This is a genomic window from uncultured Maricaulis sp. (genome assembly GCF_905480005.1).
Taxonomy (GTDB): Bacteria; Pseudomonadota; Alphaproteobacteria; order Caulobacterales; family Maricaulaceae; genus Maricaulis.
Map to the genome: position 1 here is coordinate 64662 of NZ_CAJQOO010000011.1, position 15950 is coordinate 80611.

Here is a 15950-nt window from a genome sequence, read left to right on the forward strand (position 1 = left end):
AGCCGTGTCCATCATTCGAGGCCGAGCAGGCTGGCGCTGTCGCAATGCCAGCACGTGTCCGCTCCGATCGGGCTACCCGGCGGGATGCGGGTCTCGACCAGTTCCGGTGTTTCACCCGCATCGTGGCGATCGAGTCCGGCCTGAGCCGCCCGGGCCAGCCAAAGTTGGTGGGCCGCTGCGGCGTCATCGCGCCGACGGGAGGGTTCATTGCGGGCAATGGCCTCGAGCCGCAACCGCGCCGCGGACGCCGGAACGGTCGGGTCAGCGGCCAGGACTTCCATCAATTGCGCGACATATTCAGTCTGCAGCGCGTGCCGGATCGGGGCCAGCCGGGCCGCCTCATCGCGCGGCGCCTCGAATAGCTGCCCCTCAACGGCGTCCAGCAGCTGGGCGAGGTCCATCCGGCTGCTGTCCCGGGCCGCCTGTTCGGCCAGTCGCGAAAGCCGGGCCGGGTTGAGCAGGGCCTGCAAGGTGATGCGCCCGGATGCGGCCGCCGCGCCGCTGCGGGAGAAGGCCGGATAATCATTGGAGCGGAAGAGTTCACGGGTCGCCGCGGCGTCGTAATCGGCGAAAGCGGCCGGCATCATCAGCGCCAGGATATCGTCCGACAGGTCCAGGGCCTGAGGGTCCAGCGTCGCGAGCAAGGCCGCAAGCGCCCGGTCCTGATCACCGGCGGAGATCGGCTCCATCCGGACCAGATCCGCGCGGTTGAGACCGTATCCGAAGGTGACGCCGCCAATGGATTTCGCCGCCGCTTCAACCTGGTAGCGATGATAGAGATAGATGGGAGACAGGACCTGGCGCAGCGCGCTGGCCGGTTCGCCATGGGCGAGAACATTCTGGCCGAAATCGGCGAGGGCCCGCTCGCGCACCGCCATCGTCTCGATCAGCATGTCGACGGGATCGGCGCCATTGTCCCAGAGATTGGCCAGTGGATGGCCGCTGGCATTGCCGCGGGCATGACGGTCAGTGATGTAGAGCAGGCCGTTGGCCGCTGCGTCGGTGAGGATGCGGTCGAGCGCGTCGGCCTCGGTCGGACCATCGCCGAACTCGCCATAGAGCCAGGAAATGGCTGTGCTGTCCCAAGCGCCAATGCCGGTGTCATAGGCCTGGCTGGTATCGATCTCGCCATTCCCGTCAAGGGTGACCAGCGGGGCTGGATAATCCATCACCGAGGCCCGGTCCGATATGCTGGCCGCGAAATTATGTGCGAGACCGATCGTGTGCCCGATCTCATGGGCAGAGAGCTGACGGATCCGGGCCAGGGCCAGTTCCAGAGGGTCATCAGCGGCGCCACTGCCCGTATTCTCGACCCCGACCAGGCCTTCGAAAATCATTCGGTCCTGGCGCACGCGCTGGGAGCCGAGGATGACATGCCCCTTGAGGATCTCGCCTGTACGGGGGTCGACGACGGAGCCGCCATAGGACCAGCCGCGGGTCTGCCGGTGCACCCATTGGATGACATTGTAGCGAACATCGAGCGGGTGGGCGCCCTCGGGCAGGAGTTCGACGCGGAAGGCGTCTTCATAGCCGGCGGCCTCGAAAGCGTCAGTCCACCAGTTTCCACCCTCGATCAGGGCGTCGCGGATCAGGGGCGGTGTGCCGCGATCGAGATAATAGATGATGGGTTCGACGACTGGGCCGGATTGTGCCGACGGATCAACACGTTCGAGGCGATGACGCAAGGCCAGGGAACGCCGGACCGGATCGGTCAGCGGGGTCGCCATGTCGTAGAAACTGCGCGTGATCGCGCCGGAGCGGTCATCGGCCTCACGCGGTTCATACCCGCCATCCGGCAGGGCAACGAAGGAGTGATGGACGGTCAGGGTCACCGAATTCGGAGCCGGGGTCACGGCCCGGACTTCGGACCCCGGACTGGACCCGGTCAGCGTCAAAAGTGTATCGATTTCAACATTATCCGGGAAGACGAAAGTGCTGTCCGTGATGGGTGCGGAGCGATCCTCTGCGATCGAGAAACTGCCCTGTCCGCTATTGCTCAGCCGGTTGATCGTGCCGACCGGGTCGCGCTTGAGAAAGCCCGACAAGTCGATGAGAATCTGTCCGTCTTCCTCTGCCAGGACAGGGGTCGACCAGACGATGGAACGGGCAAAGGAATTGCGGGTGGCCGCTGCTTCTTCCGGACCGGCACCGTCGGCGCGGTAGCCGGTATTTTCAAACTCGGCGAAGACCTGGTCGTTCACACGGAAAAAGCGAAGGATTTCAGAGTTTGAGCCCAGTCCGCGATCAATACCGATAGGGTTGGAACCGAGACCGGATGTCATGCGGGCCGTATAGATCATGCGGCCCAGATCGTCGCTGTCCCCGGTCTCCAGACGGGCGAGGATGCGGCCGTCGGATGTGTCGATGTAAAGCGGGATGAACCCGTCGCGCAGCTCAAGGTTTTCAGTCGTCTCCGCCCAGCTGGCGGCGTCCTGGGCGGCCGCGATCGGGGTCAGGGCCGAACCGGCCAGGGCGCAGGCAGCGATCATCGTCAGCATCTTCGTGGTGGTCTTCATGGTGGTCATCTTCCCCTTCTTCATGGCGACGCTAGACGAGCTTGGCGGGAGTGTCACCCGACCGGCTTGACCAAATTGGATATTGTATCCAATTTGGGAATCATTCGATTTCTACCGTCGAGAGTGACAGGCTGAAAGTTGACCGGGCCGGCCGTCAGCCGGACCCGGGCCAAAACGAGGCGGGCCAGAACGAGGCGGGCCAGAACGAGGCGGAACAGGGATCAGGGCACGGCCTCAAGGCCGGCTCCGGGTCGAGAAGGGACACACCATGACCACAGCAAACTGGAGCGGCGTCTTTCCGGCGGCGACAACACAATTTTCCGAGGACTTCTCGGTCGATCTCGATGCGACGGCGGCGGTGGTGGCCGGGCTTGTCGAGGACGGCGTGCATGGCCTCATCGCCATGGGCACGGTCGGCGAGAACAACTCCCTGACCGCCGAGGAAAAACGTCAGGTTCTTGCCCGTATCGTCGACACGGTCGACGGCCGCATTCCGGTCCTGACCGGCGTGTCCGAACTGACCACTGACCTCGCCCGGAGCTATGCCGTGGATGCAGCCCGCATCGGCGCAGACGGGCTGATGCTGCTGCCCGCCATGGTCTATGTCCCGACCGAGGCCGAGCTGGAAGCGCATATTCGCACCGTCGCCGGCGCTACGTCCCTGCCGGTCATGCTCTACAACAATCCGCCCGCCTATCGCGTCTCGATTTCCCTCGACACGCTGGAGCGGCTGGCCGATGTCGAGACCCTGGTGGCGATCAAGGAAAGCGCGCCCGATCCGCGCCGGATCACCGATATTCTCAATCGCTGTGGCGATCGCTATCTCGTCTTCGCCGGCCTGGACGATGTGGCGCTGGAGGAGATCCTGCTCGGCGCGGTGGGATGGGTCTCCGGCCTGACCAACGCATTCCCGGCCGAGTCGATCGCCCTCTGGGATGCCGTGGAGAGCGGTGACCTGGAAACCGCTCGCGCCATCTATCGCTGGTTCATGCCGCTGCTTCATCTCGATGCCGAGCATGATCTCGTGCAATCGATCAAACTGGCAGAACAGGTCATGGGCCGCGGTTCGGAACGGGTCCGCATGCCGCGCATGCCGCTGAGCGGAGACCGCCGGGCGGCGGTGATCGGGATGGTCGAGACGGCGCGCGACACGCGACCGCTCAAACTGCCATCCGTCCTGGCCCACTAGGCCTGGAGCGGAGCGCATCATGCGCCATGTCTTTCAATGCCTGGACGGTCATGCCTGTGGCAATCCGGTTCGCCTGATCACTGGCCCGCTGCCTTTCCTCAAGGGGGAGGACATGGCCGCCCGGCGCGTGGACTTCATGGCCCGCTTCGACTGGATCCGCCGCTCGCTCATGTTCGAGCCGCGCGGTCATGACATGATGTCCGGCGCGATGTTTTATCCGCCCTGCTCCGAGGATGCGGACGCCTCGATCCTGTTTATCGAGACGTCCGGCTGCCTGCCCATGTGCGGCCACGGCACGATCGGTGCGCTGACCCTGGCGCTGGAAAATGGCGTTATCACCCCCGCTGACCGGCAATATGTGAAGCTCGACGCTCCGGCCGGCCGGGTCGAGGCCGAGATTGACTGGCAAGGCGACCGGGTCGCCGGCGTGCGGATTCGCAATGTCGCTTCCTATCTCGCCGTCACCGGTCTGATGCTGGACATCCCCGGCTGGCAGCCCCTCACCGTCGATATCGCCTATGGCGGGAATTATTACGCGATCATCGAGCCCCAGCCCGGCTATGCCGATCTCGACGAGGTGAGCGTCGCCGACATCTTGCGCCTCAGCCCCCTGGTTCGCGCCGCTGCCAATGCGGCTGTCACGCTGAGCCATCCCGATGATCCCCGTGTCGCCGGCGTGAGCCATGCCTTGTGGACGGGGCGGTCGCGCGATCCCAAAGCCCATGCCCGCAATGCTGTCTTCTATGGCGAGCGTGCGATCGACCGGTCACCCTGCGGCACGGGGACCAGCGCCCGCATGGCTCAGCTGTCCGCGCGCGGGGACCTGAAGCCGGGCGATGATTTCGTCCATGAGAGCCTGATTGGCAGCCTGTTCGAAGGGCGGGTCGAAAGCGCGACCACCGTCGGCGACCACGCCGCCATCATCCCCAGCATCAAGGGATGGGCCATCCAGACCGGCATCAATACGATCTGGGTCGATGATCGCGACCCCTATGCGGACGGCTTTACGGTGGGGTGAAACCCGGCGCCCCCATGACACGCCCGTCACCACTCCACCTCCCCGATCAAGGGCGAGGACATCGCAGCGCTTCTTCGCTCACGCCCGCCAACCGGCCGCTAACCCGCGAACGCCTTCTCCAGCGCCCGCCGCGCTGTCGCAATGTGCTGGACCATGCGGTTGGCACCGGCGATCGGGTCGCGGCTTCTCAGCGCGTCCAGCAGGCCGTCATGCTCGCTATTGGCGGTCTTGCGGGCATTGGCGCCGAGCGAGAGCTGGAGGCGGACATAGCGGTCGATATGCTGATTGAGGGAGAGCACGATGGCCTGGGTGCGCGGGCGGTCGGCCGGGGCGTGCAGGGCGGCGTGGAATTCGCGATTGAGGGCGCCGAGCCTGGCCGTATCGCCCTCTGCCAGGGCTGCGGTTTCGCGGGCCCGGATCGCCTCGACGGCCGCAATATCGCTGGCGCCGGCGCGTTCGATGGCCTGGGCGAAGAGGCCCGGCTCCAACTGTTGCCGGATGTCGAAGAGTTCGGACATCTCTGCCGCAGAGACTTCCGAAACGGTGACACCGCGATTGGGGTGAAAGACGACCAGGCCTTCCACTTCCAGCCGCCGCAGCGCTTCGCGGATCGGCATGCGGGAGACTTTGTAGACGTCGGCCAGGGCTTCCTGCCGCAGGGCTTCGCCAGGCTTGAACTCATTGCCCAGAATGCGGGCGCGAATCCGCGCCGCCAGCTGGTCGACAACCGAAGCCGGGGTGATGGGGTCGGAAAACTGGATGTCGGTGCCGGGCACGCGGCGCTCCGAATCTGACGTGGGACGAGTCTCCAGACTAGGCGGGCCGGTTGTCCCTGTCATGCGGCCCCTGCCATGCGGCCTGCGAACCGCCTCAGTCGAGGACAAGAATGTCGACCGGCTCGCCGGCGCGCAGTGCCGGGGCATCGATCGGGCGCGGGATGAGAAGTTCCGCCATTGCGAGGGCCGAGACCAGCCCGCTCTCCTGACGGCCAGCCGGGCGAACCCCGCCTGTTTCGGGATCGAAACGACCACGTATCCAGGTTTCCCGCGGACCATTGGCGGCCAGATCGGCAGCCAGAAATGCCGGCCGCAATCGTGCGCGGGGCGTCTCGCCCGACAGGGTCTCAACAGCGGGTCTCAGCACCAGCTCCGCGACGACCAGAGCCGATACGGGATTGCCCGGCAGACCCAGGACAGGCGTGTCGGGCAAGTGTCCGAACCAGGTCGGCTTGCCGGGTTTGAGCGCGATCTTCTCGAAGGCGAGCGCGCCGCCCATCTCGGCGAAAACCTGGCGCAGATGATCATGATCGCCGACCGAGGCACCGCCGATGGTCACCAGGAGGTCGAGATTTTCGGCTTGCTCGAGCGACGCCCGGACCGCGTCCAGTGTATCACGGGCAATGCCCAGATCGACCGGCTCGGCTCCCCATTGGGTCAAAAGCGCCGCCAGGGCGGGAGCATTGGAATTGATGATCTGTCCCGGGCCTGGCGGCGCGCCGGCCGGAACCAGCTCGTCGCCGGAGGCCAGGACCCCGATGCGGGGCTTGCGCGTGACGCTCAGCTCGCTTGCACCACCGGCTGCAGCCAGGGCCAGGCGGGCCGGTGTCAGCCGGGTGCCGGCAGCGAGCAGGGTGTCGCCATCGGTAAAATCCTCGCCCATGGCGCGGACATGCCGCATCGGCTGGGACGTGTCGTTCAGCGTAATGATGTCCTGCTCGCGGACGGTGTTTTCCTGGATGACGACCTGGTCGGCGCCTTCGGGCAGGGCCGCGCCGGTGGATATCCGGACCGTTGTCCCGCCACGAATGGCGCGGTCGAGGCCGTGACCGGCCGCCGACTCGCCGTCCAGCGTCAGATCGACCGGGTTTTCGCCCAGATCACCGGATCGGACGGCATAGCCATCCATGGCCGACGCGTGAAAGGGCGGTTGGGTGAGCCGGGCTTTCACGGCTTGCCCCAGGACGCGGCCAGCGGCCTCGCCCAGGCCGATGGTTTCCCTATCACAGGCGGTCAGACCGCTGCGGACGCGCGCTATCGCGTCCGTCAGGGGGATCACGTTGTGCCCTCGCGCTGCCAGTCGCCGGACTTGCCGCCCTGTTTCTGCTCCAACTGGATCGTCGTGATACGCATGCCCTTGTCGAGGGCCTTGGCCATGTCATAGAGCGTCAAGGCTGCGACCGAACAGGCGGTCAGCGCTTCCATCTCGACCCCGGTCTTGCCGTCGGTCCGTACAGTGGCCGTGATCGCAAACGCGGTCTCGCCGGCGACCGGTTCGATCGTGACCTCGGCCTTGGTGATCGGCAGGGGGTGGCAGAGCGGGATAAGGTCCGACGTCTTCTTTGCGCCCATGATGCCGGCGAGCTCGGCGGTCCGGCAGGCATTGCCTTTCGGTCCCTGGCCATCGCGGACGGCGATAAAGGCCTCGGGGCTCATCTCGATCCGGGCGCTGGCGGTCGCGGTGCGGCGGGTGACAGTCTTGTCTCCGACATCGACCATTCGGACACGGCCCTCCGCGTCCTGATGGGTCAAATTGCTCATCAGCTTTCTCCGAGGCGCGGCAGGATCTCGACCAGATTGCAGGGTTTGTGCGAGGCGTCGAATTCATGTCGCAGAATGCCGTTCCAGGCATCCTTGCAGGCGCCCATCGACCCCGGAATGGCGAACACATAAGTGGCCTTGGCGATCCCTGCGAGCGCACGCGACTGCAGGGTCGAGACGCCGACCGACTGGAAGGAAATCTGATGGAAGACGACCGAGAAACCGTCAATCTCCTTGTCGAGCATCGGCCTGACCGCCTCCGGTGTGACATCGCGACCGGTCAGTCCCGTCCCGCCCGTGGTGATCACGGCATGGATGGCCGGATCATCGAGCCAGGCCTGCAGCTGGGCGCGGATGGTCTCGATCGTGTCGGGCACGATGGCATGGTCGATCACGGTATGGCCGGCATCGCCGATCTGCTCACGCAACCAGGGCCCGGTCTTGTCGCTGGCAGTGTCACGCGTGTCGGAAATTGTCATAACGGCAAAGCCGAGCTGCCGGTCGGGCATCAGGCATCCTCCTGGGCGATCTGGTCGCGCCAGTATTGCGACGCGGCGGTGTCGCTGTCACGGGCCTCGACCCAGTGCCGACCGCTTGCGGTGTGTACGCATTTCCAGAACGGCGCTTCGGTCTTCAGGCGATCAATCAGGAAGCTGACCGCTTCCAGGGCGGCGCGGCGATGGGGGGCGCTGGCGGCGACAAGCACAATGGTCTCGCCAATCTCCATGCGGCCGACACGATGATGAATGATCGCCTGGCTGAGTGACCAGCGCGAAATGGCCTGCTCGCGCAGGGCCCCCAACGCGGCCTCGGTCACTCCGGGATAGTGTTCGAGTTCCAGCGCGACCAGGTCGCCATCGGCCCGGACCTGGCCGACAAAGCTGGCGACGGCCCCGTCATGCGGGCTCTGGCCGGTGAGGGCGGACAGGCGTTCGGCGGCGGCAATCGGTTCGACACTGACCTGGATACCCAAAGGCATGGTTCAGCCTCCGGTGAAAGGCGGGCAGAAGGCCAGGCGGTCGCCATCGGCCAGCGCGCTGGGGCGGGTGACGATGCGGTCATTGCGGATCAGGCGGATCTCCGGTGCCGCCAACGCCGCCGCTTCCGCGTCGGATCGGGTCAGGTGGGCGATCAGGGCTTCGCTGTCGGTGATGTCGGCAGGCAGGTCGTGAGCGGTCTCGCCATCGCCAAGGCGGTCGCGCAGGGCCGCCATATAGCGGATATGAATCTGCATGATGTCAGCCCCCCGTTGTCGCCATGCTGCGTGTCACGGACGGTGCGGCGCCGGGACGGACGTCGAAATCATGGGCTTCCGGCTTTTCGGCCACGGCCTGGTCCAGCGCCTCATGGAGACCTGCCGGGCCGCGCTCGCGCAGGGCGCTGCGCAGATCGACGGAACCCTCCTGGCCCAGACAGGCATGCAGCTGACCGGTACAGGTCAGGCGGACGCGATTGCAGCCGGCGCAGAAATTACCGGTCAGCGGCGTGATCAGACCCAGCTTGCCACCGGTCTCCTCGATCCGGTGGTAGCGCGCCGGTCCGCCGGTGGTCTCGGCCAGCGGAGTCAGGGTCCAGTCTTGCTCGAGGCGCTCGCGCACGGCGGTCAGCGGCAGGAATTGAATGGCGCGGTCCAGGCCGACATCGCCGATCGGCATGACCTCGATCAGGGTGACATCATGTCCCTGGTCATGGGCCCAGGCGATGAGATCCGGCAATTCGTCCTCATTCTCGCCCTTCATGGCGACCGCATTGAGCTTGACCTTGAGACCCGCCCGGCTGGCGGCGGTCAGCCCGGCCAGCGTGTCTGCAAGCTGTCCGCCCCGTGTCAGGCGACGGAAACGGTCCGGATCGAGCGTGTCGAGCGAGACATTGATGCGGCGCATGCCGGCATTGGCCAGGCGGTCGGCAAAGCGGGGCAGCTGGGTGGCATTGGTGGTCAGGGTCAGTTCGTCCAGCCCGCCCGTCTCGCCGAGACGCCCGCCGAGGCGTTCGATCAGGGTGACCACATCGCGCCGGACCAGGGGTTCACCGCCGGTAATGCGGATCTTGGAGACGCCGCGATCAATAAAGGCTCCGGCGACCTGCTCGAGCTCTTCCAGGCTCAAGAGCTCGGACTTCGGCAGGAAGTCCGGCTGCGCCTTCATGCAATAGACGCAGCGCAGGTCGCAGCGATCGGTCACCGACAGGCGCAGATAGCGAATCTGGCGACCGAAGCTGTCGATCAGGGGCTGACTTGTGGCGGCGGGGCTCATGGGGTGAATTTGGGGGGTGTGCTGCTGCGGGGCAAGCCGTTTTGGCGGAGCTGGCCGGTCCGCCACGCGATTGTGACCGACCGGGAGCCGTCCGCCGGGCTGACGTCCTGCGACTTTCCCGATCGGCGCATGCTGTCTCCAGCCCGGGCGGGCATCGGGCGCAATTCTGCGGCATTCGCGAGCAGGGATGCACCATTCTTGCGCGCCGCCGCTTGGATCCGCGAACCAATTGAGCGAAGTATTTGCGAGATTGGCAATATCAGCGCTATTGTTTGGCAATGACATTCCCTGAAGTGCTGTTTCAGGGCATAAAATCCCATTTCGCCGCAGGGTCGCCGACTTGTGCGAGTGCGAAGTGTGTGCTGCATTAGCGAACTTTTGAAGCTGAGACGGGGGCGGGATTGCTCAGATTTGTGGACATCGACCAGGCCTATCCGGACAAGCGCTCGGAGAGCGAACGGCGTAAGGATTTCAATGAGATCTATCGCGGTTTCTCGACCGAGGCCGCGGCCGACCAGGCCTCGCGCTGTTCGCAATGTGGCGTGCCCTTCTGCCAATCCGGCTGTCCGCTCCAGAACAATATCCCCGACTGGTTGATGCTGGCCGGAGAGGATCGTCTGCGCGAAGCCTATGACGCCTCCGCAGCGACCTCGACCATGCCGGAAATTTGCGGGCGCATCTGTCCGCAGGACCGCCTCTGCGAAGGGTCCTGTGTGGTCGAGAAGTCAAGGCATGGCGCCGTCACCATCGGCGCGGTCGAGCAATACATCACCGATACCGCCTGGAAAGAGGGGTGGGTCGAGCCGCTCAAACCCGGCCCGGAACGGGGCCAGAGTGTCGCCATCATCGGGTCCGGTCCGGCCGGCCTCGCCGCTGCGGAACGCCTGCGCGAGGGCGGTTTCGCCGTCACTGTTTATGAACGAGCCGACCGCGCTGGCGGGTTGCTGATGTATGGCATTCCCGGCTTCAAGCTGGAAAAACACGTGGTCCAGCGTCGGCTCGACCGGCTCTCCAGGGGCGGGGTTGTGTTCAAGCTCGGATTCGAGGTCGGCCGCGATGCCAGTCTCGACGACATTCGCGAGCAGCATCATGCTGTCCTGCTGGCCACAGGTGTCTATCAGGCCCGCCAGCTGACCTGTCCGGGCTCCGGCGATGGTGTGCTGGCAGCGCTCGACTATCTCACCCGCTCCAATCGCGATGATCTGGGCGATCCGGCTGCCGATGACAGTGAGCTCGACGCCGGCGGCAAGGATGTGGTCGTGGTCGGTGGCGGCGATACCGCCATGGATTGCGTGCGTACCGCAGTGCGCCAGGGCGCCAGGTCGGTGACCTGCCTCTATCGACGTGATCGCGCCAACATGCCGGGCTCGGCCCGCGAAGTGAAACATGCCGAGGAGGAGGGCGTCGTCTTTGAATGGCTGTCCGCGCCGCTCGCCGTGCTGACCAAGGGGGAGGCGATCTCTGCCGTTCGCGTCCAGGGCATGCGTCTGGGGGCTCCCGACGCCTCCGGCCGACGCGCTCCGGAGGCTGATCCCGGCAAGACCTGGGACCGCCCGGCCGACATGGTGATCTCCGCCCTCGGCTTCACGCCGGAAGACCTGCCCGTCCTCTTTGAAGCGCCGGACCTGTCCGTGCATCGTGACGGTCGTGTCGAGGCGGATCGCGATACGCGCATGGCCAGTCTCGACGGTGTCTTCGTCGCCGGTGACCTGCACCGTGGCGCGTCACTTGTGGTGTGGGCGATCAAGGACGGGCTCGATGCCGCGCACTCGATTGAATCCTACCTCGATGATCGCATGCGTGTTCTGGGAGCGGCCGAATGACAGACAAGACCTGGACCGAAGCCGCCCATCGCCAGGGGCTGGAAACCCTCACCCATGCCGGCCTGATCGACCCGCGGGACGAGCGCGACGCCTGCGGTGTCGGCCTCATCGCGGACATGAAGGGCCGCGCCCGCCGCGATATCGTCGAGCTGGCCATCGATGCGCTCAAGGCGGTCTGGCACCGCGGGGCGGTGGATGCCGATGGTCTGACCGGCGACGGCGCCGGTCTGCGGGTCGGTGTGCCCCAGGATTTCTTCAAGGCGGCGGTGTCGCGCACGGGTCACGAGCCGGAGCGGGGCGATGTGATTGTCGGCATGATCTTCCTGCCGCGGACGGACTTCGCTGCCCGCGAACGGGCGCGCGCTATCATCGAGGCGGAAATCCTGCGCGAGGGGTTCGCCTTCTATGGCTGGCGCCAACCGCCGATCGACACGTCTGTTCTGGGTGACAAGGCGCGGGCGACGCTGCCGGAAATCGAGCAGGTCCTGTTCCGCGATCCGCGCGATCGCGACAGCGAAGCCGTCGAACGCGTTCTCTATATCGTGCGCCGCCGCATCGAGCGCCGGGCGCGTGAGGAAAACCTGCGCGATCTCTATGTCTGCTCCCTGTCCTCGCGTGACATCATCTACAAGGGCTTGTTCCGGGCCGAGGATATCGATGCGTTCTATCGTGACCTGCAATCGTCGGATTTCGTCTCGCCCTTCGCGATCTTCCATCAGCGCTACTCCACCAATACCTTCCCGGAATGGCGGCTGGCCCAGCCTTTCCGCATGCTGGCGCACAATGGTGAGATCAATACGATCCGCGGCAATATCAACTGGATGCGCAGTCATGAGGTCCACATCGCGGAGACGGCTTTCGCCGACGCCGAAGACGATGTGAAACCCGTCATCCAGCAGGGCGCCTCTGACAGTGCGGCGCTTGACCAGACTTTTGAAATCCTGGTGCGGGCCGGGCGGTCGGCGCCGATGACCAAGACACTCCTCATCCCGGAAGCCTGGTCCAAGCGGGCCGATGTCATGCCCGAGGGCTGGAGCCGGATGTATGAGTATTGCAATGCCGTGATGGAGCCCTGGGACGGGCCGGCGGCCATTGCCGCCTTTGACGGACGCTGGGCGATTGCCGGTCTGGATCGCAATGGCCTGCGTCCGATGCGCTATGCGCTGACCAATGATGATGTGCTTGTCGCCGGCTCGGAAACCGGGATGGCCCCGGTCGATCCGGTCACCGTCACCGAGCGTGGGTCGATCACGCCGGGTCGCCTTATCGCGCTGGATATCGTCGAGGGAAAATTCTATCGCGAGCAGGACATTCTCAACGAGCTGTCCGAGCAACATCCCTATACGCGCTGGCTGGGCGAGATGGAGGATCTGGAGACCGTCGTTGGTCCGGGCGCGGAAGACCAGGTCTTCTCCGATGCGGACCGAACGCGGCGCCAGGCCGCGTCCGGCTTTACCTTCGAGAATATCGAGCTGGTCATCAAGGCGATGGCCGAGGATGGCAAGGAAGCCGTTGGCTCGATGGGCGATGACGCACCGCTGGCCGTGCTGTCGGAAAACTACCGCCCGCTCTCCCATTTCTTCCGCCAGAATTTCTCCCAGGTCACCAATCCGCCAATCGACCCGCTGCGCGAAGGCCGGGTGATGGGGTTGAAGACCCGTTTCCGCAATCTCGGCAATATTCTCGGTCAGGGCGAAGCGCGCGCCAGCGTGCTGGTGCTCGACAGCCCGGTTCTGTCCAATGGCAGTTACGAGCGCTGGCGCGGCCATATGGGCGGCGCGGTCAAGGAAGTCGACTGCCTCCTGCCAATCCGGGACGCTTCGGGCGACGGCCAGACCCTGCGCCAGGCCATTGATGACGTCATCACCCAGTGCGTCGCAGCCGTGCGCGATGGCGCTGCCCATCTCGTCCTTACCGATCATCGCCAGGACAGCGAGAATGCGGCTCTGCCGATGATCCTGGTGGCCGGGGCTGTCCATTCAACCCTGACCCGCGAGGGTCTGCGCAATTTCTGCTCGCTCAATGTGCGCGCGGGCGAGTGTTTCGACGCGCACTACGCCGCCGTTCTGATCGGGCTCGGTGCGACGACGGTGAACCCGTATCTTGCCTTCGACACGGTGACGGCCGGTCGCGAGAAAGTGGGCGGCGAAAACTGGGCCCGCGCCCGAGCGGCGCGCCTGAAGACCGCACTCGACGGCGGTCTGCTGAAAATCCTCTCCAAAATGGGGATTTCGATCATTTCCTCGTATCGGGGCGGCTGCAATTTCGAAGTCCTCGGCCTCTCCCGCGCGCTTGTTGAAGCCTATCTGCCTGGCGTGGTCAGCCGGATCTCCGGCATCGGACTGCCGGGCCTGGAAGCCCGCACGCTCGACCTTCATCGCAAGGCCTGGACTGGCGAGGCGCGCCTGCCGATCGGCGGCTTCTACCGCCAGCGCTCCAGCGGTGATCGCCACGCCCTGAACGCGCCGGTGATCAGCGCGCTGCAAGGCGCGGTCCGTGACAATGACCCGGTCGCCTGGAAGTCCTACCGCGAGGCCGTCAAAGCTCAGGGCCCCATCCATTTGCGTGACCTCATCGACATGCGTCCGATCGGGCCGTCTGTCGGTCTGGACCGGGTCGAGTCGATCAATGGCATCCGACGTCGCTTCGTGACCCCGGGCATGTCGCTCGGCGCGCTGTCGCCAGAGGCCCACGGCGCGCTCAATGTCGCCATGAACCGGATCGGCGCGAAATCGGTGTCAGGTGAGGGCGGGGAGGACCCGGTCCGCTACAAGCCGATGCCGAATGGCGACAACATGAATTCGGCGGTCAAGCAGATCGCTTCCGGACGCTTCGGCGTCACGGCGGAATATCTCGGCCAGTGCCGCGAAATGGAGATCAAGGTTGCCCAGGGCGCCAAGCCCGGCGAGGGCGGGCAATTGCCCGGCTTCAAGGTCACCGACTTCATCGCCCGCATGCGTCTGGCGACCCCGGGGGTCAGCCTGATTTCGCCGCCGCCACACCATGATATCTACTCGATCGAGGATCTGGCCCAGCTCATCTATGATCTCAAGCAGATCAATCCGACCGCCCGCGTCGGGGTGAAACTGGTTGCGGCAGCCGGTGTCGGCGCGGTGGCGGCCGGTGTGGCCAAGGCCAATGCGGATATCATCAATATTTCCGGTTCGGTTGGCGGGACGGGGGCCGCGGCCCTGTCCTCGATCAAGTTCGCCGGTGGACCGCTTGAGCTCGGCCTCGCGGAAGCGCATCAGATGCTGTCTCTCAACGGGCTGCGCGAACGCGTGACCCTGCGCGCGGATGGCGGTATCCGGACCGGCCGCGATATCGTCGTTGCCGCCATGCTGGGTGCCGAGGAATTCGGCGTCGGCACGGCCTCGCTGATTGCGCTGGGCTGCCTCATGGTGCGCCAGTGCCATTCCAATACCTGCCCGGTCGGTGTCTGCACCCAGGATGATGATCTGCGGGCCCGTTTCGGCGGCGCGCCCGACCATGTCGTCAATCTGATGACCTTCCTGGCCCAGGATGTCCGCGAGATCCTCGCGGGCCTCGGAGCCACCTCGCTGGAAGATGTGATCGGGCGGGCTGATTTGCTCGACCAGGTCTCGCGCGGTTCGGAATCGCTCGACGATCTCGACCTCTCCGCGATCATGTCGCGGGCCGATGCGGTGGAGCGGCCGGCCCGCTCGACCCGCCTGTTGCGCAATGATGTGGCGCCCGCCCTCGACGAGCAGATCATCACCGATGCGGCGCCCGCTTTCGATCGCGGCGAGAAGATGCAGCTGGATTATGGCGTCAAGAATACCGATCGCGCTGTCGGGACGCGGACCTCGGCCGAGATCGTGCGCCGCTTCGGTCCGGACGGGCTGGGCGCGGACCATCTCACCCTGCGCCTGCGCGGCTCGGCCGGTCAGTCGCTGGGGGCCTTTTCGGCCAAGGGGCTACGGATCGAGCTCGATGGCGATGCCAATGATTATGTCGGCAAGGGCCTGTCCGGTGCTAGTATCATCGTGCGGCCATATGGTGGCGCGACCGAGGCCAATGAGGAACACGCCATCATCGGCAACACCTGTCTGTATGGTGCCACCTCCGGCCGCCTCCTGGCAGCGGGCCGCGCCGGTCAGCGCTTTGCTGTCCGCAATTCCGGTGCCGACGCTGTGATCGAGGGGTGTGGCACGAACGGGTGTGAATACATGACCGGCGGTATGGCGGTGATCCTCGGGCCGGTGGGCGATAATTTCGCGGCCGGCATGACGGGCGGCGATGTCTTCATCCATGACCCGAGCCGCCGCCTCGATGCCCGCCTGAACCGCGAAACCGTGCTGGCCTTCGAGTTGGAAGGTGAGGCCGAGCGACGGTGCCTGGCCATGATCGAGGCCCATGCGAAAGAGACCGGATCGCGCGTGGCAGCCCGTCTTCTGGCCGCCTGGTCGACGGAGCGGGAGCATTTTGTGCACCTGCGCGGCGAGGAAGTGGTCAAGCGTGAACGGGCCGCCCTCGCAGCGGCCAATGACAGCCAGACGGCCTGAATGGTGTTGTTTTCGCACCTCAAGAATTGATATTGCGGCGCAACACGGGCATTGGTCGCGCCAGAAATCGGGCGTAAGACATCGCCTGG

At 65.4% G+C, this 15950-nt stretch carries 12 protein-coding genes; 4 read left to right on the forward strand and 8 right to left on the reverse strand.

The window, feature by feature from the left end:
* Positions 1-11: 11 nt before the first annotated feature.
* On the reverse strand, positions 12-2525 hold the full coding sequence (locus tag QZ266_RS02070; RefSeq protein WP_295691250.1) for a zinc-dependent metalloprotease: 2514 nt from the start codon (positions 2523-2525) through the stop codon (positions 12-14).
* A gap of 259 nt (positions 2526-2784) precedes the next feature.
* Here QZ266_RS02070 and QZ266_RS02075 point away from each other — a divergent pair, with 259 nt between their 5' ends.
* Positions 2785-3705 carry a dihydrodipicolinate synthase family protein gene (locus tag QZ266_RS02075; RefSeq protein ID WP_295691251.1) on the forward strand — a complete coding sequence of 307 codons (921 nt, stop codon included), beginning with the start codon at positions 2785-2787 and terminating at the stop codon, positions 3703-3705.
* A gap of 16 nt (positions 3706-3721) precedes the next feature.
* A complete protein-coding gene (locus QZ266_RS02080; RefSeq protein ID WP_367178198.1) occupies positions 3722-4723 on the forward strand; it encodes a 4-hydroxyproline epimerase in 1002 nt (333 codons plus the stop codon).
* 98 nt (positions 4724-4821) lie between these two features.
* Here QZ266_RS02080 and QZ266_RS02085 read toward each other — a convergent pair whose 3' ends face one another.
* The 7 genes from QZ266_RS02085 to moaA form a co-directional block, all read right to left on the reverse strand.
* Positions 4822-5499, reverse strand: coding sequence for a GntR family transcriptional regulator (locus QZ266_RS02085; RefSeq protein WP_295691253.1), 678 nt, complete (start codon positions 5497-5499; stop codon positions 4822-4824).
* Positions 5500-5593: 94 nt separating this feature from the next.
* Positions 5594-6778, reverse strand: coding sequence for a gephyrin-like molybdotransferase Glp (glp, locus tag QZ266_RS02090; protein ID WP_295691255.1), 1185 nt, complete (start codon positions 6776-6778; stop codon positions 5594-5596).
* Positions 6775-7260 carry a cyclic pyranopterin monophosphate synthase MoaC gene (gene moaC, locus QZ266_RS02095; protein ID WP_295691256.1) on the reverse strand — a complete coding sequence of 162 codons (486 nt, stop codon included), beginning with the start codon at positions 7258-7260 and terminating at the stop codon, positions 6775-6777. Before moaC ends, glp begins: the two co-directional genes overlap by 4 nt.
* Entirely contained in the window at positions 7260-7769 is a 510-nt protein-coding gene (gene moaB / locus QZ266_RS02100) for a molybdenum cofactor biosynthesis protein B (RefSeq protein WP_295691257.1), read from the reverse strand. Before moaB ends, moaC begins: the two co-directional genes overlap by 1 nt.
* On the reverse strand, positions 7769-8239 hold the full coding sequence (locus QZ266_RS02105; protein ID WP_295691259.1) for a molybdenum cofactor biosynthesis protein MoaE: 471 nt from the start codon (positions 8237-8239) through the stop codon (positions 7769-7771). Before QZ266_RS02105 ends, moaB begins: the two co-directional genes overlap by 1 nt.
* Positions 8240-8242: 3 nt before the next feature.
* A complete protein-coding gene (locus tag QZ266_RS02110) occupies positions 8243-8494 on the reverse strand; it encodes a MoaD/ThiS family protein (RefSeq protein ID WP_295691261.1) in 252 nt (83 codons plus the stop codon).
* 4 nt (positions 8495-8498) lie between these two features.
* Positions 8499-9512, reverse strand: a complete 1014-nt coding sequence (gene moaA / locus QZ266_RS02115) for a GTP 3',8-cyclase MoaA (protein ID WP_295691263.1) — start codon at positions 9510-9512, stop codon at positions 8499-8501.
* A 401-nt stretch (positions 9513-9913) separates the two neighbouring features.
* Between moaA and QZ266_RS02120 the strand changes: the two genes are divergently transcribed.
* Together QZ266_RS02120 and gltB are read left to right on the forward strand one after the other, a co-directional pair.
* Complete coding sequence (locus QZ266_RS02120; RefSeq protein ID WP_295691264.1) at positions 9914-11335, forward strand: NAD(P)-dependent oxidoreductase; 1422 nt, start codon at positions 9914-9916, stop codon at positions 11333-11335.
* Positions 11332-15861, forward strand: coding sequence for a glutamate synthase large subunit (gene gltB / locus QZ266_RS02125; protein WP_295691265.1), 4530 nt, complete (start codon positions 11332-11334; stop codon positions 15859-15861). The genes QZ266_RS02120 and gltB overlap by 4 nt, the downstream gene beginning before the upstream one ends.
* Positions 15862-15950 lie beyond the last annotated feature (89 nt).